Annotated in this window: 18 protein-coding genes and 9 pseudogenes; 14 read left to right on the top strand and 13 right to left on the bottom strand. The window is 70.4% G+C overall.

What is annotated here, in order from left to right; all coding sequences use genetic code 11:
* The first annotated feature begins 24 nt into the window (after positions 1 to 24).
* The 4 genes and pseudogenes from H3H54_RS06835 to H3H54_RS06820 all read left to right on the top strand — a co-directional run bounded on the left by H3H54_RS06835 (position 25) and on the right by H3H54_RS06820 (position 3,868).
* Positions 25 to 246, top strand: coding sequence for a DUF3107 domain-containing protein (locus H3H54_RS06835; RefSeq protein WP_262426024.1), 222 nt, complete (start codon positions 25 to 27; stop codon positions 244 to 246).
* A gap of 163 nt (positions 247 to 409) precedes the next feature.
* Positions 410 to 934 (top strand): hypothetical protein, encoded by a 525-nt coding sequence (locus H3H54_RS06830; protein WP_262426023.1) that lies wholly within the window; start codon positions 410 to 412, stop codon positions 932 to 934.
* A complete protein-coding gene (locus tag H3H54_RS06825; protein WP_262426022.1) occupies positions 931 to 1,965 on the top strand; it encodes a metallophosphoesterase in 1,035 nt (344 codons plus the stop codon). Before H3H54_RS06830 ends, H3H54_RS06825 begins: the two co-directional genes overlap by 4 nt.
* A gap of 116 nt (positions 1,966 to 2,081) precedes the next feature.
* Positions 2,082 to 3,868, top strand: a pseudogene (locus H3H54_RS06820) (DEAD/DEAH box helicase).
* Positions 3,869 to 3,924: 56 nt separating this feature from the next.
* On the opposite strand, the gene H3H54_RS06815 reads toward H3H54_RS06820, so the two are convergent.
* Entirely contained in the window at positions 3,925 to 4,809 is an 885-nt protein-coding gene (locus H3H54_RS06815) for a PHP domain-containing protein (protein WP_262426420.1), read from the bottom strand.
* A gap of 37 nt (positions 4,810 to 4,846) precedes the next feature.
* Here H3H54_RS06815 and H3H54_RS06810 point away from each other — a divergent pair.
* From H3H54_RS06810 to H3H54_RS06795, 4 genes and pseudogenes are all read left to right on the top strand, one after another.
* Positions 4,847 to 6,385 (top strand): annotated as a pseudogene (locus tag H3H54_RS06810) (aminopeptidase P family protein).
* Entirely contained in the window at positions 6,382 to 7,734 is a 1,353-nt protein-coding gene (locus H3H54_RS06805) for a magnesium transporter MgtE N-terminal domain-containing protein (protein WP_262426021.1), read from the top strand. The pseudogene H3H54_RS06810 and the gene H3H54_RS06805 overlap by 4 nt, the downstream one beginning before the upstream one ends.
* A 2-nt stretch (positions 7,735 to 7,736) precedes the next feature.
* A pseudogene (locus H3H54_RS18770) lies at positions 7,737 to 8,108 on the top strand (DUF1003 domain-containing protein); the annotation flags it as partial.
* A gap of 234 nt (positions 8,109 to 8,342) precedes the next feature.
* Entirely contained in the window at positions 8,343 to 9,491 is a 1,149-nt protein-coding gene (locus H3H54_RS06795) for an Mrp/NBP35 family ATP-binding protein (protein ID WP_262426419.1), read from the top strand.
* A gap of 30 nt (positions 9,492 to 9,521) precedes the next feature.
* Here the strand turns inward: H3H54_RS06795 and H3H54_RS06790 are convergent, their stop codons facing one another.
* Complete coding sequence (locus tag H3H54_RS06790) at positions 9,522 to 9,941, bottom strand: twin-arginine translocase TatA/TatE family subunit (protein WP_262426020.1); 420 nt, start codon at positions 9,939 to 9,941, stop codon at positions 9,522 to 9,524.
* A gap of 130 nt (positions 9,942 to 10,071) precedes the next feature.
* Between H3H54_RS06790 and H3H54_RS06785 the strand changes: the two are divergent.
* Positions 10,072 to 10,724 (top strand): annotated as a pseudogene (locus H3H54_RS06785) (O-methyltransferase).
* A gap of 85 nt (positions 10,725 to 10,809) precedes the next feature.
* On the opposite strand, the pseudogene H3H54_RS06780 reads toward H3H54_RS06785, so the two are convergent.
* The 4 genes and pseudogenes from H3H54_RS06780 to H3H54_RS06765 form a co-directional block, all read right to left on the bottom strand.
* A pseudogene (locus H3H54_RS06780) lies at positions 10,810 to 10,976 on the bottom strand (DUF3117 domain-containing protein).
* A gap of 234 nt (positions 10,977 to 11,210) precedes the next feature.
* A complete protein-coding gene (locus H3H54_RS06775; protein ID WP_262426019.1) occupies positions 11,211 to 11,981 on the bottom strand; it encodes a TIGR00730 family Rossman fold protein in 771 nt (256 codons plus the stop codon).
* 16 nt (positions 11,982 to 11,997) lie between these two features.
* Complete coding sequence (gene dapE / locus H3H54_RS06770; RefSeq protein WP_262426018.1) at positions 11,998 to 13,101, bottom strand: succinyl-diaminopimelate desuccinylase; 1,104 nt, start codon at positions 13,099 to 13,101, stop codon at positions 11,998 to 12,000.
* Between the two features lie 5 nt (positions 13,102 to 13,106).
* Positions 13,107 to 14,924, bottom strand: coding sequence for an FAD/NAD(P)-binding protein (locus H3H54_RS06765; RefSeq protein ID WP_262426017.1), 1,818 nt, complete (start codon positions 14,922 to 14,924; stop codon positions 13,107 to 13,109).
* A 155-nt stretch (positions 14,925 to 15,079) separates the two neighbouring features.
* Between H3H54_RS06765 and H3H54_RS06760 the strand changes: the two genes are divergently transcribed.
* Complete coding sequence (locus tag H3H54_RS06760; protein ID WP_262426016.1) at positions 15,080 to 15,880, top strand: hypothetical protein; 801 nt, start codon at positions 15,080 to 15,082, stop codon at positions 15,878 to 15,880.
* 42 nt (positions 15,881 to 15,922) lie between these two features.
* Here the strand turns inward: H3H54_RS06760 and H3H54_RS06755 are convergent, their stop codons facing one another.
* Positions 15,923 to 17,215 carry an MFS transporter gene (locus tag H3H54_RS06755; protein ID WP_262426015.1) on the bottom strand — a complete coding sequence of 431 codons (1,293 nt, stop codon included), beginning with the start codon at positions 17,213 to 17,215 and terminating at the stop codon, positions 15,923 to 15,925.
* Positions 17,216 to 17,305: 90 nt separating this feature from the next.
* Between H3H54_RS06755 and H3H54_RS06750 the strand changes: the two genes are divergently transcribed.
* The 3 genes and pseudogenes from H3H54_RS06750 to H3H54_RS06740 all read left to right on the top strand — a co-directional run bounded on the left by H3H54_RS06750 (position 17,306) and on the right by H3H54_RS06740 (position 20,057).
* Positions 17,306 to 18,004, top strand: a complete 699-nt coding sequence (locus H3H54_RS06750; protein WP_262426014.1) for a helix-turn-helix domain-containing protein — start codon at positions 17,306 to 17,308, stop codon at positions 18,002 to 18,004.
* 139 nt (positions 18,005 to 18,143) lie between these two features.
* Positions 18,144 to 19,083, top strand: a pseudogene (dapD, locus tag H3H54_RS06745) (2,3,4,5-tetrahydropyridine-2,6-dicarboxylate N-succinyltransferase).
* Between the two features lie 23 nt (positions 19,084 to 19,106).
* Positions 19,107 to 20,057, top strand: coding sequence for a hypothetical protein (locus tag H3H54_RS06740; protein ID WP_262426013.1), 951 nt, complete (start codon positions 19,107 to 19,109; stop codon positions 20,055 to 20,057).
* Between the two features lie 91 nt (positions 20,058 to 20,148).
* On the opposite strand, the gene H3H54_RS06735 is transcribed toward H3H54_RS06740, so the two are convergent.
* The 3 genes and pseudogenes from H3H54_RS06735 to fdxA all read right to left on the bottom strand — a co-directional run.
* On the bottom strand, positions 20,149 to 21,501 hold the full coding sequence (locus tag H3H54_RS06735; RefSeq protein WP_262426012.1) for a citrate synthase: 1,353 nt from the start codon (positions 21,499 to 21,501) through the stop codon (positions 20,149 to 20,151).
* Positions 21,502 to 21,552: 51 nt separating this feature from the next.
* Positions 21,553 to 22,715: pseudogene (gene dapC / locus H3H54_RS06730) on the bottom strand (succinyldiaminopimelate transaminase).
* 20 nt (positions 22,716 to 22,735) lie between these two features.
* Positions 22,736 to 23,047: pseudogene (gene fdxA / locus H3H54_RS06725) on the bottom strand (ferredoxin); the annotation flags it as partial.
* A 145-nt stretch (positions 23,048 to 23,192) separates the two neighbouring features.
* On the opposite strand from fdxA, the gene H3H54_RS06720 reads away from it, so the two are divergent.
* Positions 23,193 to 23,465: an acetyltransferase gene (locus H3H54_RS06720; protein WP_262426011.1), complete on the top strand. Its 273-nt coding sequence runs from the start codon at positions 23,193 to 23,195 to the stop codon at positions 23,463 to 23,465.
* Here the strand turns inward: H3H54_RS06720 and H3H54_RS06715 are convergent.
* The 3 genes and pseudogenes from H3H54_RS06715 to typA form a co-directional block, all read right to left on the bottom strand.
* Positions 23,404 to 23,985, bottom strand: a complete 582-nt coding sequence (locus H3H54_RS06715; protein ID WP_262426010.1) for a CDP-alcohol phosphatidyltransferase family protein — start codon at positions 23,983 to 23,985, stop codon at positions 23,404 to 23,406. The two genes, H3H54_RS06720 and H3H54_RS06715, sit on opposite strands and share 62 nt — an antisense overlap.
* A 4-nt stretch (positions 23,986 to 23,989) precedes the next feature.
* Positions 23,990 to 24,439, bottom strand: coding sequence for a hypothetical protein (locus H3H54_RS06710; protein ID WP_262426009.1), 450 nt, complete (start codon positions 24,437 to 24,439; stop codon positions 23,990 to 23,992).
* Positions 24,440 to 24,443: 4 nt separating this feature from the next.
* Positions 24,444 to 26,364: pseudogene (typA, locus tag H3H54_RS06705) on the bottom strand (translational GTPase TypA).
* Positions 26,365 to 26,397 lie beyond the last annotated feature (33 nt).

The following is a 26,397-nucleotide window of genomic DNA, read 5'->3' as shown; positions in this document are numbered from 1 at the left end:
TCCGGGCGGACGGAAGGACAGGTCATGGAGATCCGTATCGGCATCCAGCACTCCCCTCGCGAGATCGTGATCGAGTCCGAGGAGAAGTCCGACGTCCTGCTCGAGCGGCTCAGCAGCGCCATCGCCGACGGCTCCCCGGTCACCCTCGTGGACGACAAGGGCCGCACCGTGCTGATCCCGGGCGCGAAGGTCGCCTATGCCGAGGTCTCCACCGAGGAGCCCCGCCGCGTCGGCTTCCTCGGCTGATCTCCTATGACCCCTGGCGAGGTCGAGCCCCCACCCGGACTGACCCGGTCGAGGACGACTCGACCGGTCCCGAGCCCGACACGGAGGCGGCTGCCGCCTCCCCGTCCGGCGCAGGCGGCTGCGGCAGCGACGTGCACGCCTGCTGCACGTCACCACCACGGCGGTGGTGGCGGTGCTGGGCGCGATCCTCGGTCTGCTGCTCGTCCCCGCCACCAAGGTCGAGGTCGGGCCCCTGACCGCGAGCGTGCATCTTCGGCCCTCGTTCTCCTCGGAGACCGTGCTCCTGCTGCCTCCTGTGGGCGAGGTGGCGTTCGATTCGCACATCGCCCCGGTGCGGATCGAGGCCAGGGTGAAGGGGGTGGACGTCGAGAAGGCGGAGGCCCTCTTCTACGCCGATTCGGGTTTCGCCGAGCTCCAGCAGACCGCTCCGGAGGCGATCACCGCCGCCGCAGCCAAGAACGCTGCGTTGAACGCACTGTTCGCGGCCGCGGGAGCCGGGCTCGCCGTCGGCCTCACCTTCCGCCGTGTGCGGCGCGCGCTGGCCGCCGGTGGCAGCGCGGTCGCCGTGGTCGGCGCGTCGGTGGGCGCGACCTCGCTGACGTTCTCCCCGAGTCGCTCAACCAGCCGAAGTTCGAAGGGCTGCTCTCCCAGGCCGCCTACATCGCCGACCTCGGTCACGGCACGGTGATCGACTACCAGAGCTATCGCGACACCCTCGCCGAGTTCGTGGGGCAGGTCTCGGCGCTGTACATCGCTGCGGATTCGCTGCCGGTGGGTCTGAACCAGGAGAACCTGATCACCGTCCTGCACGTCTCGGACATCCACGACAATCCGCAGGCCTACGACGTCATCGATCAGCTGCATTCGCAGTTCGCGATCGACGTGGTCATCGACACCGGCGACATCGTCTCCTGGGGCACGCCGCTGGAGAACGAGCTGCTGCGCACGATCGGCTCCCTCGATGTCCCGTACGTCTACATCAGCGGCAACCATGACGGCGCCGCAGCCGCTGCGATGATCGACGCGCAGCCGAACGCGACCGTGGTCGACAACGAGGTGGTCGAGGTGGCCGGGCTGCGCATCGCCGGCATCGGGGACCCGCGCTTCGCGGCCGACGACGACTCCGATGCGGGTGGCTGGCGCGAGGGCGACGAGGCCGTGATCGCCAGCACCTTCCAGCTCGGCGACACGATCCAGGAGTACGACGGGGAGCATCCCGAGGCCCCTGTGGACCTCGCCCTGCTCCATGATCCGACCAAGCCCGAGGGTCTGCTGGGGCGTGTGCCGATGGTGCTGTCCGGGCACATGCACACCTCGAACGTCGAGCTGGACCGCGAGGATTCCGGCACGGACTGGTTGACCGTGGGGTCGACCGGTGGCGCGCTCGCCTCGGGCGGGGTCTCCCCGGTGCTGCAGGGCGATGATCCTCTCGAGCTGACGGCTCGGATGCTGTACTTCGATCAGGACACCCGCCGCCTGGTGGCCTATGACGACATCGTCATGGGCGGGCTGGGACTGGTCTCTGTCTCCATCCAGCGTTCCCAGATGCCGGAGGAGGTCCCGGAGCTCGAGGTGCCCGAGGGCGCCGAGACCCCGGAGGGCACGGTCCCGCCGGAGCAGGAGGTCGAGCCGGGTGAAGGCCTTCCCGACGAGGACCGCGTCACCCCGACCGATCCGGTCAGCCCCCTGCCCGAGCCCAGTGATGGTGGACAGGGTTGAGCACATCGGCGGGCTGATCGAGGGGTAGGCACGGTCATGGGGGCTACGATGGCCGTGCATATCCATGATCAGAGAGTTGAACGGTGCCTGAAACAATCCCGCACACCGATGAGGCCGTGTCGGCCTCCCCGCCGTCGAGCAGAGCTCCGGCACCTCCGCACAGCCCGAGCCGGAGCAGACCTTCGCTGACTTCGACGTCCGTACGGACATCGTCGAGGCGCTGGCTGCGAAGGGCATCACCACCCCTTCCCGATCCAGTCCCTGACCCTGCCTGTCGCCTTGCGCGGCCGCGACATCATCGGCCAGGCCAAGACCGGCACCGGCAAGACGCTCGGCTTCGGCATCCCGCTGCTGCAGAACGCAGTGGCACCGGCGAGCCCAACCCGAAGAACCGTCAGATCGGGAAGCCGCAGGCCCTCGTGGTGCTGCCCACCCGTGAGCTCGCGGTGCAGGTCGCCAAGGATCTGGAGACAGCCTCGGCGAAGCGTCCGATCCGGATCCTCACCGTCTACGGCGGCCGCGCCTACGAGCCGCAGATCGAGGCGCTCGAGAAGGGCGTCGAGGTCGTGGTCGGCACCCCGGTCGCCTGATCGACCTGATGCGCCAGAAGTACCTGGATCTGTCCCACGTGCGCAACGCGGTGCTCGACGAGGCGGACGAGATGCTCGATCTCGGCTTCCTCGAGGACATCGAGAAGCTGCTGCAGGCAGTGCCGGGCGATCGGCAGACGATGCTGTTCTCCGCCACCATGCCCGGCCCGATCATGGCACTGGCTCGCCGGTTCATGAAGCAGCCCACGCACATCCGTGCACAGGATCCGGGCGACGAAGCCCGCACCAAGGCGGACATCAAGCAGGTCGTCTACCGGGCGCACCAGCTCGACAAGATCGAGGTGATGGCCCGCATCCTGCAGGCCCGCGGCCGCGGTCTGACGATCATCTTCATGCGCACCAAGCGCCAGGCGGACCGGGTCGCCGGCGATCTCGCCGATCGCGGCTTCGCGGCTGCGCCGCTGCACGGCGACCTCGGCCAGGGTGCCCGCGAGCAGGCGCTGCGTGCCTTCCGCAACGGCAAGATCGACGTGCTGGTCGCGACCGACGTCGCCGCCCGCGGCATCGACGTCACCGACGTCACCCATGTCGTGAACTGGAACTGCCCGGACGACGACAAGACCTACCTCCACCGCACCGGACGCACCGGCCGCGCGGGCAAGAAGGGCACCGCGGTCACGTTCGTGGACTGGGAGGACCTGGCACGCTGGGCCCTCATCGCCCGTCAGCTGGGCCTGGAGTCCACCGAGGCCGAGGAGACGTACTCCACCTCGGAGCACCTGTTCGCCCAGCTCGACATCCCCGCCGAGGCGAAGGGCACGCTCCCCAAGGGCGCACGCACGCGTGAGGGCCTGGAGGCAGAGGAGCTCGAGGACCTCGGCGGCCCTGATTCCTCCGCACGCGGCTCGCGCAGCGGGCGTGACAGCGGCCGTGGTCGCGAGGGCGGACGCAGTCGTGAAGGCGGCCGTGGTGGCGAGGGCGGCCGCAGTCGTGAAAGCGGCCGCGAGGGCGGTCGTGGTGGCCGCAGCGGCGGCCGCGCCCGGAGTGACGAGGGCCGGGGCCGCAGCACCTCTGCGGACAGCGGAGAGCGCCAGCAGAGCACCGACGCGGCGGCGACCACTGACGCACCGGTGAGCTCCGTGCCCGCAGCAGAGCGTCCGCGCCGTTCCCGCTCGCGCACCCGCCGGGTCAACGGCGAGGTGGTCGCCGAGGCCCCGGTCGCCGAGTCCCGCGGCTCAGAGGCCGCAGAGTCCGCCTCCGGCGAGGGCGAGGGCCGTACGCGTCGTCGCCGCTCCCGCGGTGGTCGCGGTCGCTCCGGCGGCGGCCAGAGCTCGGGCCCGCAGGAGGGCTGAGACCCTCAGCATCACGGCGGCCCATGACCACGACGGTCCTGGGCCGCCGTTCTGCGTCAGGGGCGGATGACCCGGGTGCCGCTGGTGGCCCGCGCCTCGATCTCCTCGAGGACCTCGGGGGCGGTGAGGTTCTCCCCCAGCCGGTTGGGTTTGCCCGTCCCGTGGAAGTCGCTGCCGCCGGTGATCAGCAGATCGTGCCGTCGGGCGAACTCCCGCAGCCGGGCGGTCTCGGTGTCGTCGTGCTCGCGATGGTCGACCTCGATGCCGTCCAGGCCAGCCTCGACCATCGCCTCGAGCAGGCCGAGCGGGAGATCGTCGTCCCGCGTCACCGAGCCGGGGTGGGCGATGATCGAGACCCCTCCCGCCTCCCGGATCGCGCGGACCGCGTCCAGCGGCGACGGAGCGTAGTAGGGCACGTAGTAGGGGCCGGAGGGCTTCAGCACCTCGGTGAAGGCGGCGGAGCGGTCCGGCACCACCCCGGCGACCACCAGCGCATCGGCGATGTGGGGGCGGCCGAGCACGGTGGTGTCCCCGGCCACCTGCGCCGTGACGTCCTCCCAGCTGATCGGATGGTCCGCCGAGATCAGCTCCACCATCCGCTGTGCCCGCTCGACCCTCGAGGCGCGGGCGCTGGCCATCTCGGCCGCCAGCTCGGAGTGCTCGGAGGGATCCACCAGGAGCGCGAGGATGTGCACGCTGCGGCTGTCGTCCTCGCCCGAGACCTCGATGCCCGGCACCGCGGCGACCCCGCTGTCGGCGACTGCCTGCGGCAGCTCGGGCCAGCCGGCCACGGTGTCGTGGTCGGTCAGGGCGAGCACGTCCAGACCCGCCGTGCGTGCCTGGGCGAACAGCTCCTCGACACTCGTGGTCCCATCGGACCACGAGGTGTGGGAGTGCAGGTCGATGCGCTGCGTGCTTCCGGAGTCGGACCTCTCACTCATACGACCAGGGTAGACCGCAACGTGAGAACATCGTGGTGTGAACACCGAGAACGTCAACACCACCGAGAGCACCGACCACAGCGAACGGATGAAGGAGCTCGCCTCGCGCGGCGACTCCCGCTCGCAGCGCCCCAGCAACGAGGCCTTCCGCGAGTTCATCTCCTCCGGCTGGGACGAGACCGTCCCCGATGCCGCGCGCCTCGACTCGGCAGATTTCACCCCACCCCGCCGCGACGCGCTGGTGCGGCGCCTGCCCGCCACCCGGCTGGTGCTGCCCGCCGGAGTGCTGAAGGTGCGCTCGAACGACACCGACTACCCGTTCCGCCCCGATACCGCCTTCGCGTACTACTCAGGGCTGGGCACCGATGAGGAGCCCGACAGCGTGCTCGTGGTCGAGCCGACCGCGGAGGATCCGCAGACTGCGCAGGCGACGTACTTCTTCCGTCCCCGTGCCGGGTTCGACACCAGCGAGTTCTACGCTGACGCCCGCTACGGCGAGATGTGGGTGGGCCGCCGCCCCACCCTCACCGAGGCCTCCCAGCGCCTCGGCATCGAGGTGCGGCACATCGACGAGCTGCGCGACCATCTCGCCAAGGACGTCGGCGCCCAGCTGTCGCTGAGCGTGATGCCCAGCACCGATGCGGCCGTCGAGGCGATGGTCGAGGAGATCCGTGCCCAGAACGGTCTGCCCGGCGGGGACGAGGCGGCGGCGGAGAATGCCGCCCTCAAGGAGGCTGCCAGCGAGCAGCGTCTGATCAAGGACGAGTACGAGGTCGGGCAGATGCGGGAGGCCGTCGATGCCACCATCCGCGGCTTCGAGGACGTCATCCGCCACCTGCCGCGGGCCGTGGGTCATCCCCGCGGGGAGCGCGTCATCGAGGGAGTGTTCGCGGCGGCCGCCCGCGCAGATGGCAACGGGGTCGGGTACGACACCATCGCCGCCGCCGGCGATCACGCCTGCACCCTGCACTGGATCCGCAACGACGGCGTGGTGCGGGGCGACGAGCTGGTCCTGATCGATGCCGGTGTCGAGGTCGATTCCCTCTACACCGCCGATGTCACGCGCACCCTGCCGGTCTCGGGCACCTTCTCCCCGTCCAGCGCAAGGTCTACGAGGCCGTGCTCGAAGCGGCGGACGCCGCCTTCGCGGTGGCGCGCCCCGGTCTGCGCTTCCGCGAGCTGCACGCCGCGGCGATGGAGGTCCTCGCGCACACGCTCGCGGAGTGGGGCCTGCTCCCCGGCACCGCCGAGGAGTCCCTCTCCCCGAGGGCCAGTGGCACCGGCGCTGGATGCCGCACGGCACCAGCCACCATCTCGGGATGGACGTCCACGACTGCGCCCAGGCCCGCCGCGAGATGTACCTCGACGCCGAGCTGGAGCCGGGGATGGTCTTCACCATCGAGCCGGGGCTGTACTTCAAGGAGAACGATCTCCTGGTGCCCGAGGAGCTGCGGGGCATCGGGGTGCGCATCGAGGATGACGTGCTGGTGACCGCCGACGGCGTCGAGAACCTCTCGGCCGCCGCCCTCGCCGTGCGGACGACATCGAGCGCTGGATCGCCGGGCTCCGCCAGTGAGCACCACCGCGTCTCCGCGCTTCTACGCGGCCCGGCTCGCCGGCACCAGCGTCTTCGATCCGATCGGGGACGTGGTGGCGACGGTCCGCGACGTGGTGGTGGTGCCGCAGACGCGCACGAGCGCGCGGGCCGTGGGCCTCGTGGTCGAGGTGTCGGTGAAGCGGCGGGTGTTCCTGCCCATCACCCGGGTCACCGCGATCTCCGCCGGCCAGGTGATCTCCACCGGGGTGCTCAACGTGCGGCGCTTCGAGAAGCGCACCGGCGAGCTGCTGGTGATCGGCGACCTGCTGGACCGTGCGGTGACGCTGAACGACGGCTCGGGTGAGGCGACCGTGCTCGACATCGCCCTGGATCAGAACCGGCACCGCGACTGGGACGTCTCGCGGCTCCACCTGCGCAGGCGCCCCAAGGGCAGCTCGCTCAGCCGGCTGGTCTCCCGAGGTCAGACGCTCACCGTCGAGCTGAGCGAGGTCTCGGGCCTCTACGGGTCCCAGGCGGAGCAGTCCGCGCATCTGCTGGCCGCCTCCTACCAGGACCTCAACCCGGCCGACCTCGCAGAGATCCTCCAGGAGCTCGAGCCCAAGCGGCGCATCGAGCTGGCCGGCGAGCTGGCCGATGAGCGCCTCGCCGACGTGCTCGAGGAGCTGCCCGAGGACGTCCGCGTCGAGGTGGTCACCGGGATGGACGCCAAGCGCGCCGCGGACGTGCTGGATGCGATGGACCCCGACGACGCCGCCGACCTGGTCCAGGAGCTGCCGGAGTCGGTCGCCTCCCATCTGCTGAGCCTGATGGAGCCGGAGGAGGCCGAGGACGTCCGTCGTCTGCTCGCCTACGACGAGTACACCGCCGGCGGCATGATGACCACCGAGCCTCTGATCGTGGCGCCGGAGACCACGGTCGCGCACTGCCTGGCGATGATCAGCCGCGAGGCGGTGCACGCGGCGCTCGCCTCGACGGTGCACGTGTGCCGCTCCCCGCTCGAGACCCCCACCGGGAAGCTGCTGGGCATCGTCCATTTCCAGCAGCTGCTGCGAGAGCGTCCGGACCGTGCCGTCGGCGAGATCATCGACCCGGACCGGGTAGCCGTCGAGCCCACCGTCTCGCTGTCCGTCGTGACGCGCGAGATGGCCACCTACAACCTGGTCTCGATCCCGGTGATCGATGAGGAAGGCCGGCTGCTGGGCGCGGTCACCGTTGATGACGTGCTCGACCATGTCCTGCCCGATGACTGGCGCGAGCAGGACGAGCCCCCGCCCACCACCGGCCAGATCGACCTCTCCCAGATCGCTCGGGCCACGGCCCGAAGCGCCGAGGATGACGCTGCCGCGGATCGTATGAAGGGGGTGTGAGCATGGCTGAGCGCAATCCCGCCCCGCTCGACGATCCGGCACCGCGCCGACGGCCGCTGCTGCGCAATCCCTTCCGCGGGGATGCCTTCGGACGTGGTGCGGAGGGGTTCGCCCGAATGATGGGCACCCCGGCGTTCCTGGTCGGCATGACCATCTTCTGCGCCGTATGGCTGACCTGGAACTCGATCATGCCGGAGTCGGCACAGTTCGATCCCCGTGCCCTGAACTTCACCCTGTTGACGCTGATCCTCTCGCTGCAGGCCTCCTACGCCGCTCCCCTGCTGCTGCTCGCGCAGAACCGGCAGGACGACCGCGACCGCGTGCAGGTCGAGCAGGACCGTCAGTCCAACGACCGCAACCACGCCACCACCGACTACATCACGCGGGAGATCGCCTCACTGCGGCTCGCCCTGAACGACGTCGCGACCCGCGACTTCGTGCGCGGAGAGCTGCGCGACCTCCTCGAGGATCTCGAGGGTCCCCCGCACCCGCCCCCTCCGCCGATGACCTGCGCACGATCCTCCGTGAGGAGGTCGAAGCCGCGCTGGACCGGCGCGAGACAGGCGACGGCACCAACTCGTCGAAGGAGCAGCACACCCAGTGAGCACATCCGAGCAGCACTCCCCGAGCAGACCGGAGGCGACGATCGCGTCGCCCAGATCCATGAGGCGCTGAACGGGGTGATGGATCCCGAGATCCATCGCCCGATCACAGAGCTGGGCATGGTCGATTCCGTGACGATCGATGCGGACGGCACGGCGAAGGTCCACGTGCTGGTGACGATCGAAGGCTGCCCGATGCGGGATCGCATCGAGCGCGACACCGCCGAGGCGACCGCGACCGTCCCCGGGCTCGCCCGGGTCGAGGTGTCCACCAGCGCGATGACCGAGGAGCAGCGCACCACGCTCACCACGCGACTGCGGCAGGGACGTCGCCAGATCCCCTTCAACCAGCCGGGCTCCCTGACCCGCATCTTCGCGATCTCCTCCGGCAAGGGCGGGGTCGGCAAGTCCACCGTGACCGCGAATCTCGCCGCAGCGATGGCGGCCGACGGGCTGCGCGTCGGGGTGATCGACGCCGACATCCACGGCTTCTCGATGCCCGGGATGTTCGGGATCTCCGATCAGCCCACGAAGGTCGCGGACCTGCTGATGCCCCCGGAGGCCCACGGCGTGGCGGTGATGAGCATCGGCATGTTCGTGCCCGAGGGGCAGGCCGTCGTCTGGCGCGGTCCGAAGATGCACCGGGCCATCGAGCAGTTCGCCTCGGACGTGTTCTGGGGCGACCTCGACGTGCTCCTGCTGGATCTCCCGCCCGGCACCGGGGACGTGGCGATCTCTGTGGCGCAGCTGCTGCCCAGTGCGCAGATGGTCGTGGTGACCACCCCGCAGCAGTCGGCCTCCACCGTGGCCGAGCGGGTGGGTTCGCTGTCCACCTCGACGGATCAGGAGATCGCCGGGGTGGTCGAGAACATGTCCGGGCTGACCCTGCCCGACGGCACCGTGATGGACGTGTTCGGCAGCGGAGGCGGAGACCGCGTCGCCGCGACGCTCGCCCGGGCCGTGGGCCACGACGTGCCGGTTCTGGGACGGGTGGGGCTGGACCCCGCACTGCGCGAGGGCGCGGATGAGGGGCTGCCGCTGGTGCTCTCCGACCCGGACTCGCCGACGTCGATGGCGCTCAAGGGCGTGGCCCGTGCGCTCGTGCGCAAGCCTCGAGGACTGGGTGGGATGAAGCTGCCGCTGTCGGTCGCCTGACCCTGCCGGCGGGGGCGCGCCGGGCTCGACTCAGGTGGCTTCGTCGTCGAATGGGGCCCGCTTGGGCCCGTCGTCCTTCTTCGACTTGGAGCCCGCCTTCGAGCCCTTCTTGGCGGCCACGCCTGCGGCGGCGGCCCCGCCGGCGGCGATGGACAGCGAGTCCTTGCTGGGCAGCAGCTCGGACGGATCGGTGTCGCCCCAGGCTTCGCGGATGATCCGACGGGGATCGTACTGGCGCGGGTCGTACTTCTTGAGGTCCTCGATGGCGATGCCCATCTCGTCCTCGACCGTGGTGCGGGAGTCCTCGACCCAACGCCGGGCCTGACGCACCCACTGGATCAGCTGGCGGGTGACGTCGGGGAGCCGCTGAGGCCCGACGAACACCAGGAACACGATGAGCAGGACGACGATCTCCCACCCGCCGAGGCCGATGAATCCGGTGCCGCCCATTGTCCACCTGTATGTGTCGAAGTTCGCTGATGCAGTGCCATTATTGCATCGCGAGCCGCTCTGGGCTCACAGGAGCGACGGCTGTCGTAGGATCGGCCAGGTCTCACGGGCGAAGGGAGAGGATGCGCTGATGTCGTCGGGAAAGGTGGCCAGCTGGGCCCATGGTGAGGAGTTCGTCGACGAGACGACCCTCTTCTCCGACGACGGCGTCCTCGCGCGCGCCAGGGAACGCGGCAACGAGCTCGGTGCCACGCCGGTGCTCCCGGGTGCCGGGGCGCTGATGCGGGTGCTCGCCGCCGCTGTGCACGCGCGCTCCGCGGTCGAGATCGGCACCGGCAGCGGTGTCGGCTCGCTCTATCTGCTCTCCGGGATGCACCCGGACGGCGTGCTCACCACGATCGACCTCGAGCTCGAGAACCAGCGCGCGGCCCGAGAGGCCTTCGCCGAGGCGGGCATCCGCTCCCCCGGGTGCGGACCATCGCCGGGCGTCCCCGCGACGTGGTCGGGCGCCTCACCGACCATGCCTACGATCTCGTCAGCTTCCCCGCCCATGCCCCGCATGCGCTGGATCTGCTCGAGCACGCCCGCCGCCTGCTCCGCCCGGGCGGAGTGCTGGTGATCCCCCACGCCCTGTATCACGACCGGGTCGCCGATCCGACGGCGCGGGATGCGACCACCCAGGCGGTGCGGGCGCTGCTGAGGGCAATCAGCGAGTCCGAGGACCTGGTCGCCGTGCTCACCGGCAGCGGCGACGGGGTGCTGGCAGCGGTGCTGCGCACCTGAGCCCCGCAGGTGCGGGCTGAAGCGTCCCAGGACGACCTCGGCCCCGCACCGAGCGGTGCGGGGCCGAGGTTCGGGGCGTTGAGTGCTACTCGATGACGCCCTCGAGGGCGTCCCGCAGCTCCACGGCTTCCGACGCGGCGATCTCGACGACCAGCCGGCCGCCCCCTCGAGCGGGACGCGCATGATGATGCTGCGTCCCTCCTTCACGACTTCGAGCGGACCGTCCCCGGTGCGCGGCTTCATAGCAGCCATCGCGTGCCTCCTTGGTGTGTCACTTCCCTTGCGTGGCCCCCGGACGGGGCCTCGGGAAATGCGCGTACGGTGGCCATTATCTCAGGTCTTGGGACCTTTTCGCACGCCGAGCCCGATGAGGCCTCGCCGGGAGGTCGATCCCGTCCCCGATCCGGCCCCTCGCGACCCCCACCATGAGCACTGCGACCAGCACTGCGACCAGCAGCAGGAGCAGCACGATCGGACCGACTGTGGTCATAGTCCGCGCTCCGCCTGTTGCGCGGCGGCCTCCCTCTCAGCGGCCTCGCGCAGCACCTCGAGCGCCTCCTCGGGAGTGTCCACCACCCGCATCAGGTCGACGTCCAGCGGGTTGATCATCCCGCCTTCCACCACTGCGGTGCGCAGCCAGTCCAGCAGGCCCTGCCAGTAGGCGCGCCCCACCAGGACCACGGGGAACAGATCGATCTTGTGGGTCTGCATCAGGCACAGCGCCTCGAACAGCTCGTCGAAGGTGCCGAAGCCGCCCGGCATCACCACGTAACCGCTGGAGTACTTCACGAACATCGTCTTGCGGACGAAGAAGTACCGGAAATCGACACCGAGGTCGACGTAGTCGTTCAGGCCCGTCTCGTACGGCAGCTCGATGCCCAGTCCCACCGAGACGCCGCCGGCCTCCTTCGCACCGCGGTTTCCGGCCTCCATGATGCCGGGGCCGCCACCGGTGATGACCGCGTAGCCCAGCTCGACGATGCCCTTGGCGATCTCGACCGTGGACTGGTAGTGGGGATCGTCCTCGTCCAGTCGGGCAGAGCCGAAGATGGAGATGGCGGGGCCGAGCTCGGCGAGCGCGCCGAACCCTTCGACGAACTCGGACTGGATCCGCATCACCCGCCACGGATCGGAATGCACCCACTGGCCGGAGCCGTCCTCCTCCAGGAGACGCTGGTCGGTGGTGCGGTCCGGGCGCTGGGAGCCGCTCAGCGTGATCGGTCCCTTGCGGTGGTGCTGTCGTTCCTCTGGGGTCATGGAACGAGCGTAGCGGTCAGGCGGCGAGGAATCGGCGCAGTCCCGCCAGAGCGGCCTCGAGGTCCGCGAGCGGCACGTGCTCGTCGTCGGTGTGGGCGAGCAGCGGGTCGCCGGGGCCGAAGTTCACCGCGGGGGTGCCCAGCGCGGAGAAGCGTGCCACGTCGGTCCATCCCTGCTTGGCGGCGAGCGGCACGTCCTGCCCGAGCGCGGCGAGGAAACCACGGGCAGCGTCGTTGTCCAGCCCCGGCAGCGCACCGCCGGCGGCATCGGTCACCTCGATCTCCAGGTCCAGCCCGGCGAGGACTTCCCGGACGTGCGCTTCGGCCTGCTCGAGGGAGGTGTCCGGAGCGAAGCGGTAGTTCAGCACGGCGCTGACCCGATCGGGGATCACGTTGCCGGCAATGCCGCCGCAGATCGAGACCGCGTTGAGGCACTCGCGGTACTCGAGCCCGTCGATCACCGCGCGGCGCGCCTCATAGGCGGCCAGTCGCTCCAGGACGGGTGCGAGGTGATGGATGGCGTTGTCACCCACCCAGTCGCGGGCAGAGTGCGCGGCGATGCCGCGGGCGGTGACCTCGAGCTTCATGGTGCCCTTGCAGCCCCCTTCGACCCCCGCCGAGGTGGGCTCGCCGAGGATCGCGAAGTCCGCCTCGAGGTACTCGGGGTGCTCGTCGGCGATCCGCGTGAGAGCGTTGTCCGCCGCGGCGACCTCCTCGTGGTCGTAGAAGATCCAGGTGAGGTCCGACGGCGCGGAATCGGCTTCGACGGCGAGCTTGAGGAACACCGCCACTCCGCCCTTCATGTCGCAGGTTCCCCGGCCCACGAGCTCCTCGCGGCCGTCTCGGGTGCGACGGGTGGAGGGCAGGTTGTCCGCCAGCGGCACGGTGTCCAGGTGCCCGGCCAGAAGCACCCGCTGGGGCAGCCCGCGGTGGGTGCGGGCGATGACGGTGTCCCTGTCGCGCAGCACCTCCAGGTGCGGGGCATGCTCGCGCAGCGCCGCCTCGACGGCGTCCGCGAGCGCCTTCTCGTTGCCGGAGACGGATTCGATGTCCACGATCGCGGCGGTGAGGTCGGCGATGTCGGAGCGGGGGTCGAGGACGGGTGCTGCCTGGTTGCTCATGGGCGTCATCGTGGCACGTCGTCGGCGAGCGCTCCCCCGACCCTGGCCAGGCGCAGCGCGACCGCCTCGGCGTGGCGCAGCAGCTGCGCCCCGGTGCCGGGCTCGGCGGTGATCGAGGAGCCCGGCTGGGCGGTGCTCACCGGCACCCCCACCATGAGCCTGCGCTCGTACACCGTGCCGTCCACGCCGATCGGCGCGTAGAGGCCGTCCACCGCGATCGAGCCGGTGAGCATCCGGCGCCTGGTGCCGCGTGAGGCCCAGGAGTCTTTCTGGACCTCTCCGCGTTCGCGCCAGGCACCGAGCAGGGCGCTGCGGTAGGCAGGCAGGTCCACCGGCGGCAGATGCGCCTCGAGCACCCCGTCGCACATCGTCACCGTCCCCTCCGCTCCGTGGACGGCGTAGCGGCCGGCCCCCTCGTCGATGTCCAGGTGCATGCGCGGACCGGTGAACTCCAACAGCCCCGCCTCCTCGAGGGCGAGCACCTGACGGGCTCGCAGAACGGGCGGGCCCGAGGCCCAGGAGGCGAAGGCGTTGCGCAGGTGGCCGTCGATGTCCTGCCGCACGGAATCGGTGGTGTAGGCACCGAGGTCGGTGAGACGGTTGACCTGGATGCGCAACGCGATCAGCACCCGGTAGATCAGCACCCAGGCGGGATCGGGCTCGGAGGCGGCGCGCAGTGCCTGCCGCAGGACGTCCCGGGTGCGCCGGTGCGGCTCGGTTCCCATTCCCGGCGCGGCGGCACCGCGGCGTCCGAAGGGGAACAGCAGGTCGATCAGCGCCGCATCGTTCGCCAGCGCGTGATGTCCCGCCTCGTCCAGGGCACGGCGCAGCTCTGCCAGCAGCAGCGGCATCACCTCGCGCTCATGATCGACGCCGGGCGGACGCACGGCCAGCTCGAGCACGCGCTCCCCGGTGAGCACCTGCGGGATCCAGGGCTCGGGCATCTGCGCGCCGAGATCGGGCTTGGGACGGTAGACCATGCCGGAGCGGGAACCGACCACCAGGCGCGGCTCGCCACCCCCGGGGAGGTAGCGCAGGCCCGAGGGAGCGGAGTCATCGGGCTCGAAGCGGCCGCCGGCGACATCCGTGAGCATGCCGATGGCGTCATAGAAGTTCAACCCCATGCCCTGGACGGCGACAGCCTCCCTCCCCAGCAGGGAGGCGTAGTCCACCTCGAGCGGGTTCGCGGGGCCGATATGGACCAGGCCGTGGTGCTCGGCGGCGTCGGCCAGCTGCTGCGAGCGGGGGCTGAGCGCGGTGGGCAGGTGCCCGAGCGCGAGCGCCACCGCATCGGCGCGCAGCACCCGCCCGTCGGACAGCCGCACCCGCTGGGGGCCGTCGGCCGGGCCGGTCACGTCGACTGCTTCGGCGGCGTGCTCGACGATGCGCAGGCGGGCGGGGTCGGCGTCGGCGTGCGCCGTGGCCAGCACGTGGGCGAGGTAGCGGCCATGGGCCGCGCGCGAGGCGAAGTCGGTGGGTGCCACGCCCTCCGCGGCGAGATGGTCCGCGAGGGTCTCGGCGCGCTGGGCGGGCAGCACGGCGTGGCAGGACTCATCGGGGTACATCGTGGTCTGGCAGGTGGTGGTGTTCATCAGCAGCACTTCGGACTGGTCATGGCTCCAGATCGCACCGCCGCGCCCCACCTGGGGGTCGACCAGGTGCACCGTGAGCCCGCCCTGCCAGTGCGGACCGTTCGACGCGGCGACCAGGCGTTCGACGATGGCGGTCCCCCGCGCCCCGCACCGATGACGGCGAGGGTGCGGACGGGATCGGTGGCTGCGGTCATCCCTCAAGTATGGCGCGGGGATCCATCGCCTCTGCACGATCTCGCGCTGTGGCGTCCCCCGCGGCGGCGTCCATCTGGGAGCATGTCGCCATGTCGACTCCTGCACCGCCGCCGAGACATCTGCCGCCCAGCGGGCCGGCGACGCCCACGGGCTTTCTTGGGGGTCGTCAGGCGGCCCGGCTCCGCGCTGCGGTGAACGCCGACCTGCTGCCTGAGGAGCGGGCTTCGGCCGACGCCCTGGTGATGACGGCCTGGCTCACCGCTGCGCAGCGAGCGCAGTACGCGCCGTCCCTGCGCGCCGGCCACCACGCCGAGGAGTTCGTCCAGCGCCTGGCCGATGAGCGTCGCGTGGTGCTCGAGGAGGGCGCCGATCCGGTGGCCGACGAGCTCGAGTCCGCTGCGGAGGCCGAGCAGCGGGCGCGTCAGCTTCCGCTGCGGATCGTCGAAGGGCTGCTGCTCGTCGTCGCAGCGGGCTGCGTGGTGCCGATCGTGCTGCAAGGCGTGCGCGAGGGAGGCCCTTCCGCGGATCTCGCGCAGCAGGCCATGCCGTGGGGCATCGCGGTGCTGCTCGTCGCCATCGCGGCAGCGGTGGTGGGTTCCGTGGCGACCCGTCGCCGGGACCGCCATCTGCTGAACTGGGCGGTCTCGCGGCCCGGTCAGCTCGGCCGTGGCCTGCCGCTGCGTCGGCCGTTGCAGGGCGTATCGGCCGGCCCCGCAGTGCTGCAGTCGCTCGGGCCAGCGCTGCTGGTGGGCGCCGGGGTGCTCGCGATCGTGGCCGGGGCGGCGCTGCTGCTGATCACCCTGATGCTCGGGAACAACTCCGAGAACGGGGCGCTCGCCCCGTGGCTGCTGGGAGGCGGGGCCGCCGCGCTCGTGGTCTCGGTGCTCGCCGTGTATGTGCGCTCCCGCCGCCTGCTGCGGGTGACCCGCCGGGCACGGGCTGCCGCGTGGATCGGGCCGACGGCGGTGCAGGAGGAGCCACGCACGATCTGAGAGTCGTGGCCTGGCGGTGCGCGGAGTGCGACGTCCGCGGCTTCATCCCTCGTCGGGGCGGTCGTCCTCTGCTGCCAGGCCCTGCTCTCGGGCGTAGCTCTCCCACCGGGCGGCGACCGGGATCCGGCGCAGGTCCGGCCCCAGCAGTGCGATCAGTGCGCCCATCAGCGTGATGGCTGCGAACAGCAGCATCGTCGGCAGGGGCCCGACCAGTTCCAGGCCCCATCCGGCAAGCACGGGCCCCAGCGGCATCAGCCCCATCGAGACCAGACCCAGCAGCGCGCCGAGGCGCCCCTGCATCGCCACCGGGGTGATGTGCATGAAGAATCCCTGGGTCGCAGCGTTCAACGGTGCCAGGCCGAGCCCCATCAGGGCGTAGGCCGCGGCGATCCACAGCATCCCGGGTGCGAAGGGGATGAACGCTCCGGCCGCGGCCATCAGCAGCAGCGGCGCGATGGCGACCGCTCCGGTGGGAGCCCGGTCCACCAGGCGCGGCGCGGCGATCGCACCGGCCAGGATCGATGCTGCGAGCACAGTGTTCAGCAGGCCGATCCGCGCCGCGGGGACGCCCTCGGAGGCGAGGTTCAGGATCACTGCGAGGATCAGACCGTTGACGCCGAGGTTCACGGTGATCGCAACCCCCATCAGCTGCAGCCGGATGCGCTGGGAGAGAGTCCAGGCGAGAGCCTCCCGCAGATCGTCCCGCACCCGGGTGGGCGGCGCGCCCTCGAGGTGGGGCCGATACCTGCCGCGCATCGAGAGGGTGGCGAGCACGGAACCGGCGTTGCCCAGCAGCTGCGCCAGCGGCGGGAAGAGGATCGAGATCCCCAGCAGCGCCCCGCCCAACGGCCCAGACCCCATCTCGACTGCGGCCTCGCGGCCCTCGTTGATCGCGAAGGCCCTCGGCAGCAGTGCGGGAGGCACGATCTGTTTGAGCATGGCATTGGACGCCGTACCGAGCAGGGCTCCGCGCAGCCGGTCAACGAAAGCCAGGACGGCGAGCGCGACCAGACTCCCCCAACCCGCGGCGAGGACCGCGATGAGCACGGTCTGCACCAGCATCCCGGTCACTCCCGCGAACAGTCGTAGCCGGCGCCGCTCGCACCTGTCGGCGAGCAGCCCGCCCGGGATCATCCCGGCTAGCGATCCCAGCCCCTGCACCAGGCCCACCAGCCCGGTAGCGCCGAGCGAGCCGGTGACCATGAAGGTGATCAGCGGGAAGGCGAACATCCCGATCCCGGTGCCGATGTCGAGGCAGAGATCACCGATGAGCCAGCGGCGGTATTCGGGCAGCGAGCGGAGCGTCGGCGGTGCGGCGAGATCAGCGGTCGTCATGGGCACACAGTAGTCCCGCACGTTATCTTGCGCAATAATTCTTGCGCACCAAATGTCGCCCGTTGCGGCCGATCTTCGTAGACTCTCGCCATGAGCAGCACCGAGGACAGCAACGGGTCACAGAGATCGACCGATCGGCATGCGAGCCGCGAGCAGCTGCGGGCCCTCGCCCACCCGCTGCGGCTCGACCTCATGGACCACATCGGCCGGCGAGGCACCGCGCGCGCCGCGGACCTCGCGGCCGATCTCGGCATCCCAGCCAACTCCGTGAGCTACCACCTGCGAATCCTCGCCCGCGGAGGCGTGATCGTGGACGCACCGGAAGCAGCGCGCGACCGCCGGGACCGGGTCTGGAAGCTCGGGCAGGGAACCTTCGGCGACATCAGCGCCGGCTCGGTCAACGATCCGCGCGAGCGCGATCCCGAGTATCGCGCCGCGAGCGGGGCGATGTCGATCGCGGTCCTCGACTGGATGCGCTCAGCATGGGCGGCGGAGATCGCCCGCAGCACCGCAGCGGGGACGGAGCCCGAGGAAGGGCTCGGCCAGCTAGTCGCGACAACGATGCGGCTCTCGACGCAGCAGGCGCAGGAGATGAACCGGCGGATCGGAGAGATCATCAGCGAGTACAACCGCCTGAACCGGGACGAGGACCTCGCCTTCGCTCCCGAGGATCCCGATTTGCCTCAGAAGGCTCATGCTCTGCGCGTGCTCTGGGCCGTCGTGGGCGAGCAGGGCCTCGAGCCCGACGGCGCAGAGGGCGCTGCTGTCAGCGCCCGCGAACAGAGCTGACCGAACTGCGGGCACCCCTCAGCACCGATGTGCGGTTCGCCCCGCCCGGCGGGCAGGACGAGCGTTCCCCCGCACTTGCTTCGTAGACTCGCCCCATGACTACGACGGCGACGGACTCCCCGGCACCCACGCCTGGGGGATCGGCCTCAGCACCGTCGCCGCCGACGGATCGACCCTCGATGCCTGGTACCCCGCCCCGCAGCTGGGTGAGGCGCCGTCGGCTCCCGAGAGCCACCCATTGCATGCCCAGCTGAGCTCCGCCGCGCGCGCCGACGAGGTGCGCGGCACCAGCCAGGAGGTCGTGGTGCGCGCGATCGATCTGGCCGCCGCCGCCGGCCGACGCCGCTGATGCCTACCTGCGCCTGCACCTGCTCTCCCACCGCCTGGTCCAGCCCAACGCCCAGAACCTCGAGGGCCTGTTCGACACGCTCACCAACGTGGTGTGGACCTCCGAGGGTCCCTGCGCCGTGGCGGGATTCGAGGAGACCCGCCTGCGCCTGATCTCCGCGGGGCGCGCCCCCACCGTGCTCAGCGTCGACAAGTTCCCTCGCATGGTCGACTACGTGATGCCCAGCGGCGTCCGCATCGGCGATGCGGACCGGGTGCGCCTGGGCGCACATCTGGCCGACGGCACCACCGTGATGCATGAGGGCTTCGTGAACTTCAACGCCGGCACTCTGGGCACCTCGATGGTCGAGGGTCGCATCTCCCAGGGCGTCACCGTGGGCGACGGCTCCGATATCGGCGGCGGCGCCTCCACCATGGGCACCCTCTCCGGCGGCGGCGCCGAGCGCGTGAGCATCGGCCGCCGCTCCCTGCTGGGTGCCGAGTCCGGCGTGGGCATCGCGCTCGGCGACGACTGCGTGGTCGAGGCGGGGCTGTACATCACCGCGGGCACCAAGGTGAAAGTCATCGGAGAGCCGAGCGCAGTGCCCGACGTGGCCCACGTGGTCAAGGCCCGTGACCTCTCCGGTGTGCCGAACCTGCTGTTCCGTCGCGATTCGCTGACCGGGGCGGTGCAGGCGGTGGCCCGGGAGGGCCAGACCGTCGAGCTCAACGCCGCTCTGCACTCGAACTGACGCAGGCACAGGGAGGATCCGAGATGGCGGCACGTGCTGGCCGGAACACGCAGGGACGATCCCGTTCCCTCGCCCGCCATCTCGCAGTCCCCCTGATCATGGTGCTGCTGTTCACGGGGATCGCGGGCGGCAGCTATGTGGCGCTGCAACGCTACGGCTCCCCCGCCCATGAGGGCACCTGCGTGGCCTCTGGGCTCGGCACCAGTCACCGCTACAGCACCGACAGGGTCGCCAACGCGGCGCTGATCAGCGCGACCGCGGTGGACCGCGGCATGCCGCCCCGCGCGGCATCGATCGCGCTCGCGACCGCCTATCAGGAGTCGCAGCTGCAGAACATCGACTACGGGGACAGGGACTCGCTGGGCCTGTTCCAGCAGCGTCCCTCGCAGGACTGGGGCACCGAGGCGGAGATCATGGATCCGGTCTACTCCACCAACGCCTTCTACGACGTGCTGGAGGCGATCCCCGACTATCAGAGCGCGGACATCAACGACGTCGCGCAGGAGGTCCAGCGCTCCGGTCATCCCGAGGCCTACCGCGATCACGAGACCGAGGGGCGGCTGTACGCCTCGGCGCTGACGGGGCAGAGCGGCGCGAACCTGGTGTGCACCCTGGGCGCCGTCGGCTCCACCGTCTCTCCCGAGCAGCTCCGCAGCGAGCTGGCGCGCCAGTTCCCGCGCGCCACCGAGTCCGGGCGACTCACCTCGAGCCTCTCCTCCGCCTCGGGCTCTGCACCGCAGCTGCCCGCCGATGCGGGAGCGACCGCGCTGGTGATCGACACCGGAGGCGATGAGACGCTCGGCTGGGCGCTCGCGAACTGGGCCGTCGCCCGCGCGGCAGACGATGGCGTGGTGCAGGTGTCCTATCAGGGACGCGTCTGGGACCGTTCGCTGCGCGGCGAGGAGTCCGAGCGCTGGGGCGAGGCCGACGGCGGCGCGGCGGACCGCGTGGTGGTGCTGGTCAGCGGGCGGTGACCCGCTGGCCCAGTCCCGTCCAGAACCCCCGTGACAAGCGAGGCAGGGCGCCCAGGATGCTCCTGAACGCCCTGCCTCGTCGAGTCTCTGCTCAGCCGCGCTTGTCGATATCGGCCTTCAGCTCGGCCAGACGCAGCTCGCTGGTGCCGGTGCGATCCTCCATCGCCTTGTAGGAGCGCTGGGCGTGACCGGTGTAGATCTGACGCGGGCGACCGATCTTGGTCTCCGGGTCGTGGATCATCTCCTGCCACTGGGCGATCCATCCGGGCAGGCGGCCGATCGCGAACAGGACGGTGAACATCTCCGTCGGGAAGCCGATCGCCTTGTAGATCAGGCCGGTGTAGAAGTCGACGTTCGGGTAGAGCTTGCGCTCGACGAAGTAGTCGTCCTGGAGGGCGATCTCCTCGAGCTTCATCGCCAGCTCGAGCTTCTCGTCGTTGACGCCGAGGCGCTCGAGGACGTCGTCGGCGATCTTCTTGACGAGGCGGGCGCGGGGATCGTAGTTCTTGTACACCCGGTGGCCGAAGCCCATCAGGCGGATCCCGTCCTCCTTGCGCTTGACCTTCTCCATGAAGTCGCGCGGATCGATGTTCTCGGCCTGGATCTGGTCGAGCATCTCCATCACGGCCGCGTTGGCCCCGCCGTGGGCGGGCCCGGAGAGCGCGCCGATGCCGGCGGAGACCGAGGTGAACAGGTTCGCCTGCGCGGAGCCCACCAGGCGGACCGCGGAGGTCGAGCAGTTCTGCTCGTGGTCGGCGTGGAGGATGAGCAGCTGCTCCATGGCCCGCACGATCACCGGATCGGCGATGTAGTCCTCGACTGGGAACCCGAAGGTCAGGCGCAAGAAGTTCTCGATCAGCGAGAGCCGGTTGTCCGGGTACAGCAGCGCGTGGCCCTGGGCGATGCGGTGGGCGTAGGCGGCCATCGTCGGCAGCTTCGCCAGCAGGCGCACCGAGGAGATCCGCACCTGCTCCTCATCGAAGGGGTCCAGGGAGTCCTGGTAGAAGGTTGACAGGCCTGAGACGCCGGCCTGCAGCACCGCCATCGGGTGGGCGTCGCGGGGGTAGCCGTCGAAGAGGTGCTTGAAGCGCTCGTCGAGCAGGGTGCGGCGCTCGACCTGTGCCTCGAAGTTGTCGAGCTGGCCCTTCGTGGGGAGCTCGCCGTTGACCAGGAGGTACGCGACCTCGAGGTAGGTGGACTTCTCGGCGAGCTGCTCGATGGGGTACCCGCGGTAGCGCAGGATGCCCTCGTCACCGTCGATGTAGGTGATCGAGGACTTGGCGTTCGCGGTGTTCATGAAGCCGGGGTCGTAGGTGACGTCACCGGTCTCCTTGCGCAGGGGTCCGATCGCGATGCCGGAGTTGCCCTCCACCGCGGGGACGTGGGCGAGGTCGAGAGACTTCTCCCCCAGGGTCAGCTGAGCAGAGGTCGTCGAGTGATCCATGGGCTCTCCGTTGTGCGTGGTCGGATCGGCAGCGGCGCGGGGCACCGGGGTTCAGAGGCGCTCGAGGCGCCGGGCGGCGGAGGCGATGCGCTCATCGGTCGCAGTGAGTGCGACCCGCACGAAAGTCCCGCCACCGACACCATAGAACATCCCGGGAGCCACCAGCACGCCGCTCTCTGCGAGGCGTTCGACACTGGTCATCGCGTCCTCGCCGAAGGTGGTCCAGAGATACAGGCCAGCCTGGGAACCGTGGATCGTCCCGCCCGCGGCGACCAGTGCCGGCTCGAGCAGCTCGCGTCGAGCGCGATAGATCTCACGCTGCGCGGCGGCAGGGGCCAGATCGTCGCCGAGCGCTGCGGTCATCGCTGCCTGGAGCGGTCCGGGAAGCATCATCCCGGCCTGCTTGCGCACAGCCGTCAGTTCGCCGACGAGCGACGGGTCGCCGGCCACGAAGGCCGCCCGGTAGCCGGCGAGGTTGGACTGCTTGGACAGCGAGTACACGCACAGCAGGCCCTCGAGGGAGCCGCCGTTGACGCGCGGGTCGAGGACGGAGGGGGCTTCGTCCACGGTCCAGGGAAGCAATGCGTAGCACTCGTCGGAGGCGACGATGATCCCGCGTTCGCGCGCCCAGCCCACGATCGCGGCCAGCTGCTCGACGTCCAGCACCTCACCGGTGGGGTTCGAGGGCGAGTTCAGCCACAGCAGGCGGATCCGATCGAGGGCGGAGGGGTCCGGCAGCGCGGCGTCGCCGTGGGCGGCCAGCGCCACCATGTCCAGCGGCATCGACTCCGCGCCGACGAAGCGGGCGCCCATGTCGTAGGTCGGGTAGGCGATGTGCGGGAACGCGACGGCCTCCCCGGCCCGATGCCGAGCTGGAAGGGAAGGTGCGCCACCAGCTCCTTGGAGCCGACGGTCGGCAGCACGCCGTCGACCCCGAGCGAGTCCGGAGCGCCTCGATGACGGCGCACGAAGTCCACGAGCGCCTCGCGCAGTGCGGGGGTGCCGATCGTGGTCGGATAGCCGGGGCTGTCCGCGGCGGCGGCGAGTGCCTCCTGCACGGAGCGTGGGGTGGGATCCACGGGCGTACCCACGGAGAGGTCTGCGATGCCGTCTGGGTGAGCGGCGGCACGCTGCTTCGCGGGGATGAGCGCGTCCCAGGGGAACTCGGGCAGGCGCTGGGCGAGCCCTCGGCGGGAGGCGACGGGGACGGCCACAGCTCAGCCCAGGGGTTGGGCTGCGCGGGCAGCGCCTCGATGATCGGGTGGTCCTTGTCGATCACGCCCATCTTCGCCGCACCGCCCGGGGCACCGAGGTCATCGAAGAACTCGACGTTGGCCTTGTAGTACTCGGCCCACACATCCGGGGTGTCGTCCTCGTAGTAGATGGCCTCGACGGGGCAGACGGGCTCGCAGGCTCCGCAGTCCACGCACTCGTCGGGCTGGATGTACAGCATCCGGTTGCCCTCGTAGATGCAGTCCACAGGGCACTCGTCGACGCAGGCTCGGTCCTTGACGTCGACACAGGGCAGGGCGATGACGTACGTCATGAGCGGCTTCCTTCCGTCGGAGACGGGCCCATCATCTCATCCCGCCTGCGTCGTGAACTGCGCGGCAGGGCGCGGAGCGACGGAGGTGACGGGATGCACAGACCGCGCGGGCGCCGCGCCCAGGAGGGGTGGATAGCCTCGGGTGATGGCTGAGCACGATGGTGACCGGGTCCGCGCCGGCTGGGCGCCCTTCCTCCTCGAAGGTCGCAGGGTGGTGCTGCGTTACGCAATCGATCGCGAGTCCGCCCCGCACGGGGAATCGATGTCCGATGCGCTGGGGACGATCTTCGGCACCGATGAGACCGCGGTGCGGGTGATGACGCGGCGCGGTGAGGTGAGCGTGCCGCGGGCGCTCGTCATCGCGGCGAAAGAGGTTCCTCCGCCGCCGGTGCGTCGGCGGGGGCCCGCCGCGCCCTGATGATGTAGTCGGCCCCTGAGACCACCTGCAGCACCACCCCGACCCAGAACAGCACCTGCGCCGCAGGGACCAGCGAGGGCACCCAGGCCGCGGCCGCGACCAGCAGGAACACGGAACTCATCAGCACGAAGGTGCGAATCTTGCCGAGCCAGGAGACCGAGATCCGGCCGCCCAGCGCCGCCTGGGTGGCGAGTGCGACCATCGCCACGTCGACGGCCAGGATGATCGCCAGCGCAGCCCAGGGCAGCAGGTCCGCGACCGCCAGGGAGAGCACGATCGCCACGAGCCCCACCCGGTCGGCGATCGGATCGATGATCGCACCGGTCCGGCTGGTCTGGTCCAGCGCACGGGCCAGCATCCCGTCGACCCAGTCGGTCGAAGCCCACACCAGCAGCAGCACCACGGCGAGCGTGTCGGGGCCGTCCAGGAGCAGCAGGCACACCGGCGCCAGGAGCACGAAGCGCACCAGGGTGACGAGGTTGGGGATCGTCGCCCAGTCCGGACGGTTCGCGGCTGTCATCGGCTCAGCGCGCCCGGGCGCGGCGCCGACGCGCCACGGTGAGCAGGCCGACGACGAGGAAGGGGATCAGCAGCCCGACACCCTGCACGATCCAGCCCGAGTACTGGGGCACCGTGCCCAGCATCGCGGGCATCATCACCCCACCGCCGACGCTCTCGCCGAGGAAGGGCATCGCCAGCACGGGCCAGAGGCAGCCGACCACCAGCAGCGGGAACCTCGTCCCGGTCGCAGCCCACAGGAAGACACAGGTGACCGCCTGGAACGCCGCGCCGAACAGCAGCCCTGCAGGAATATCGAGCCCGAGCACTGCGAGCTCAAGCCGGTGGGTGGTGACCAGCAGCAGCACCGAGATGATCGTGAGCACGATCGCCATCGCGGCCTGGGCGAGCCGGGCCGCGAGGGAGTCGGTGTCGACCCTGCGGGCCGACCCCGTCGCGCGCTGCTGCGTGGTCACCGACTCACTTACCCGACTTGGCCTTCGAGGTGGCCCGGCGGCGCTCGTTGGCGTCCAGGACGACCTTGCGGATGCGGATGACCTCAGGGGTGACCTCGACGCACTCGTCCTCCGCCGAGAACTCGAGGGACTCCTCGAGGGTCAGGCGGCGCGGCGGCACCAGGTTCTCGAAGGAGTCCGACGATGCGGCGCGCATGTTCGTCAGCTTCTTCTCCTTGGTGATGTTCACGTCCATGTCCTCGTTGCGGGAGTTCTCCCCACGATCTGACCGGCGTACACCTCGGAGGTGGGCTCGACGAAGAAGGAGCCTCGCTCCTGGAGGTTGATCATCGCGAACGGGGTCACGGCCCCGGCGCGGTCGGCGACCAGGGAGCCGGTGGAACGGAACACGATCTCGCCCATCCACGGCTCGTGGCCGTCGGAGTAGGAGGAGGCGATGCCGTTGCCGCGGGTCTCGGTCATGAACCGGGTGCGGAAGCCGATCAGGCCGCGGGCGGGCACCACGAACTCCATGCGCACCCAGCCGGAGCCGTGGTTGCTCATGGTCTCCATGCGGCCCTTGCGGGACGCCATCAGCTGGGTGACGGTGCCGAGGTACTCCTCGGGGACGTCGATGCTCATCCGCTCGACGGGCTCGTGGATCTTGCCGTCGATCTCGCGGGTGAGCACCTTGGGCTTGCCGACGGTCAGCTCGAAGCCCTCACGGCGCATCTGCTCGACCAGGATCGACAGCGCCAGCTCGCCGCGGCCCTGCACCTCCCAGGCGTCGGGACGCTCGGTGGGCAGCACCTTCAGCGACACGTTGCCGACCAGCTCGGACTCCAGACGGTCCTTGACCTGGCGGGCGGTGAGCTTGTGGCCCTTGCCGTTCTTGCCGGCCAGCGGGGAGGTGTTGATGCCGATGGTCATCGAGATCGCCGGGTCGTCGATGGCGATCAGCGGCAGTGGGCGGGGGTCCGTGGCGTCGGCGAGGGTCTCACCGATCATGATCTCGGGGATCCCGGCGACGGCGACGATGTCGCCGGGCAGCGCGGCCCGGGTCATCGGCTCACGGGTGAGGCCCTTGGTCTCCAGCAGCTCGGTGATCTTGACCTGCTTGGTGGTGCCGTCCTGAGTGCACCAGGCGACGTGCTGGCCCTTGCTGAGCTCGCCGTTCTTGATCCGCAGCAGCGCGAGGCGGCCCAGGAACGGGGAGGCGTCGAGGTTGGTGACGTGCGCCTGCAGCGGCACCTCATCGTCGTAGACAGGGGCCGGGATCGACTCGAGGATGGTCTTGAACAGCGCCTCGACGTCCTCCTCCTCGGGGAGGGTGCCGTCGGCGGGCTGAGTGGTGGTGGCTCGCCCGGCCTTGCCGGAGGCGTAGACGACCGGCACGTCGAGCACGGCGTCCAGGTCGATGTCGTCCATCTCCTCGGAGAGATCCGAGGCCAGGCCCAGCAGCAGGTCGGTGGCCTCGCCGACGACCGCCTCGATACGGGCGTCGGGACGATCCACCTTGTTGACCACGAGGATCACCGGAAGCTTCGCGGCGAGCGCCTTGCGCAGCACGAAGCGGGTCTGCGGGAGCGGGCCCTCGGAGGAGTCCACCAGCAGCACGACGCCGTCGACCATCGACAGGCCGCGCTCGACCTCTCCGCCGAAGTCGGCGTGGCCGGGGTGTCGATGACGTTGATGGTGATGCCGTCCGGCTCCCCGATCGCGGCGGCCGAGGGGCCGACGTACCGGATCGCCGTGTTCTTGGCGAGGATGGTGATGCCCTTCTCGCGCTCCAGCTCACCCGAGTCCATCGCCCGATCGCCATGGTTGTCGCGGTCGCCGAAGGCACCGCCCTGCGTGAGCATGGCGTCCACCAGGGTGGTCTTGCCATGATCGACGTGGGCGACGATGGCGACGTTTCGCAGATCGGTGCGGTGCTGGATGGTCATACGCAGGTGCTCGTTTCAGGTTGCGCGGCGGGC

Source organism: Brachybacterium sp. Z12 (genome assembly GCF_014400405.1).
Lineage (GTDB): Bacteria > Actinomycetota > Actinomycetes > Actinomycetales > Dermabacteraceae > Brachybacterium.
Note: the sequence above shows the minus strand (reverse complement) of the source record. Positions and strands in the feature narration are given on the sequence as shown.

What these genes read in the sequence shown, in the direction of transcription:
- H3H54_RS06790 (WP_262426020.1), bottom strand. Translation starts at nt 9,941, where the DNA reads ATGGGCGGCACCGGATTCATCGGCCTCGGCGGGTGGGAGATCGTCGTC.
- H3H54_RS06775 (WP_262426019.1), bottom strand. Translation starts at nt 11,981, where the DNA reads ATGACCCCAGAGGAACGACAGCACCACCGCAAGGGACCGATCACGCTG.
- H3H54_RS06755 (WP_262426015.1), bottom strand. Translation starts at nt 17,215, where the DNA reads ATGACGACCGCTGATCTCGCCGCACCGCCGACGCTCCGCTCGCTGCCC.
- H3H54_RS06750 (WP_262426014.1), top strand. Translation starts at nt 17,306, where the DNA reads ATGAGCAGCACCGAGGACAGCAACGGGTCACAGAGATCGACCGATCGG.
- H3H54_RS06735 (WP_262426012.1), bottom strand. Translation starts at nt 21,501, where the DNA reads ATGGATCACTCGACGACCTCTGCTCAGCTGACCCTGGGGGAGAAGTCT.
- H3H54_RS06815 (WP_262426420.1), bottom strand. Translation starts at nt 4,809, where the DNA reads ATGAGTGAGAGGTCCGACTCCGGAAGCACGCAGCGCATCGACCTGCAC.
- H3H54_RS06715 (WP_262426010.1), bottom strand. Translation starts at nt 23,985, where the DNA reads ATGACAGCCGCGAACCGTCCGGACTGGGCGACGATCCCCAACCTCGTC.
- H3H54_RS06740 (WP_262426013.1), top strand. Translation starts at nt 19,107, where the DNA reads ATGGCGGCACGTGCTGGCCGGAACACGCAGGGACGATCCCGTTCCCTC.
- H3H54_RS06720 (WP_262426011.1), top strand. Translation starts at nt 23,193, where the DNA reads ATGGCTGAGCACGATGGTGACCGGGTCCGCGCCGGCTGGGCGCCCTTC.
- dapE (WP_262426018.1), bottom strand. Translation starts at nt 13,101, where the DNA reads ATGAGCAACCAGGCAGCACCCGTCCTCGACCCCCGCTCCGACATCGCC.
- H3H54_RS06835 (WP_262426024.1), top strand. Translation starts at nt 25, where the DNA reads ATGGAGATCCGTATCGGCATCCAGCACTCCCCTCGCGAGATCGTGATC.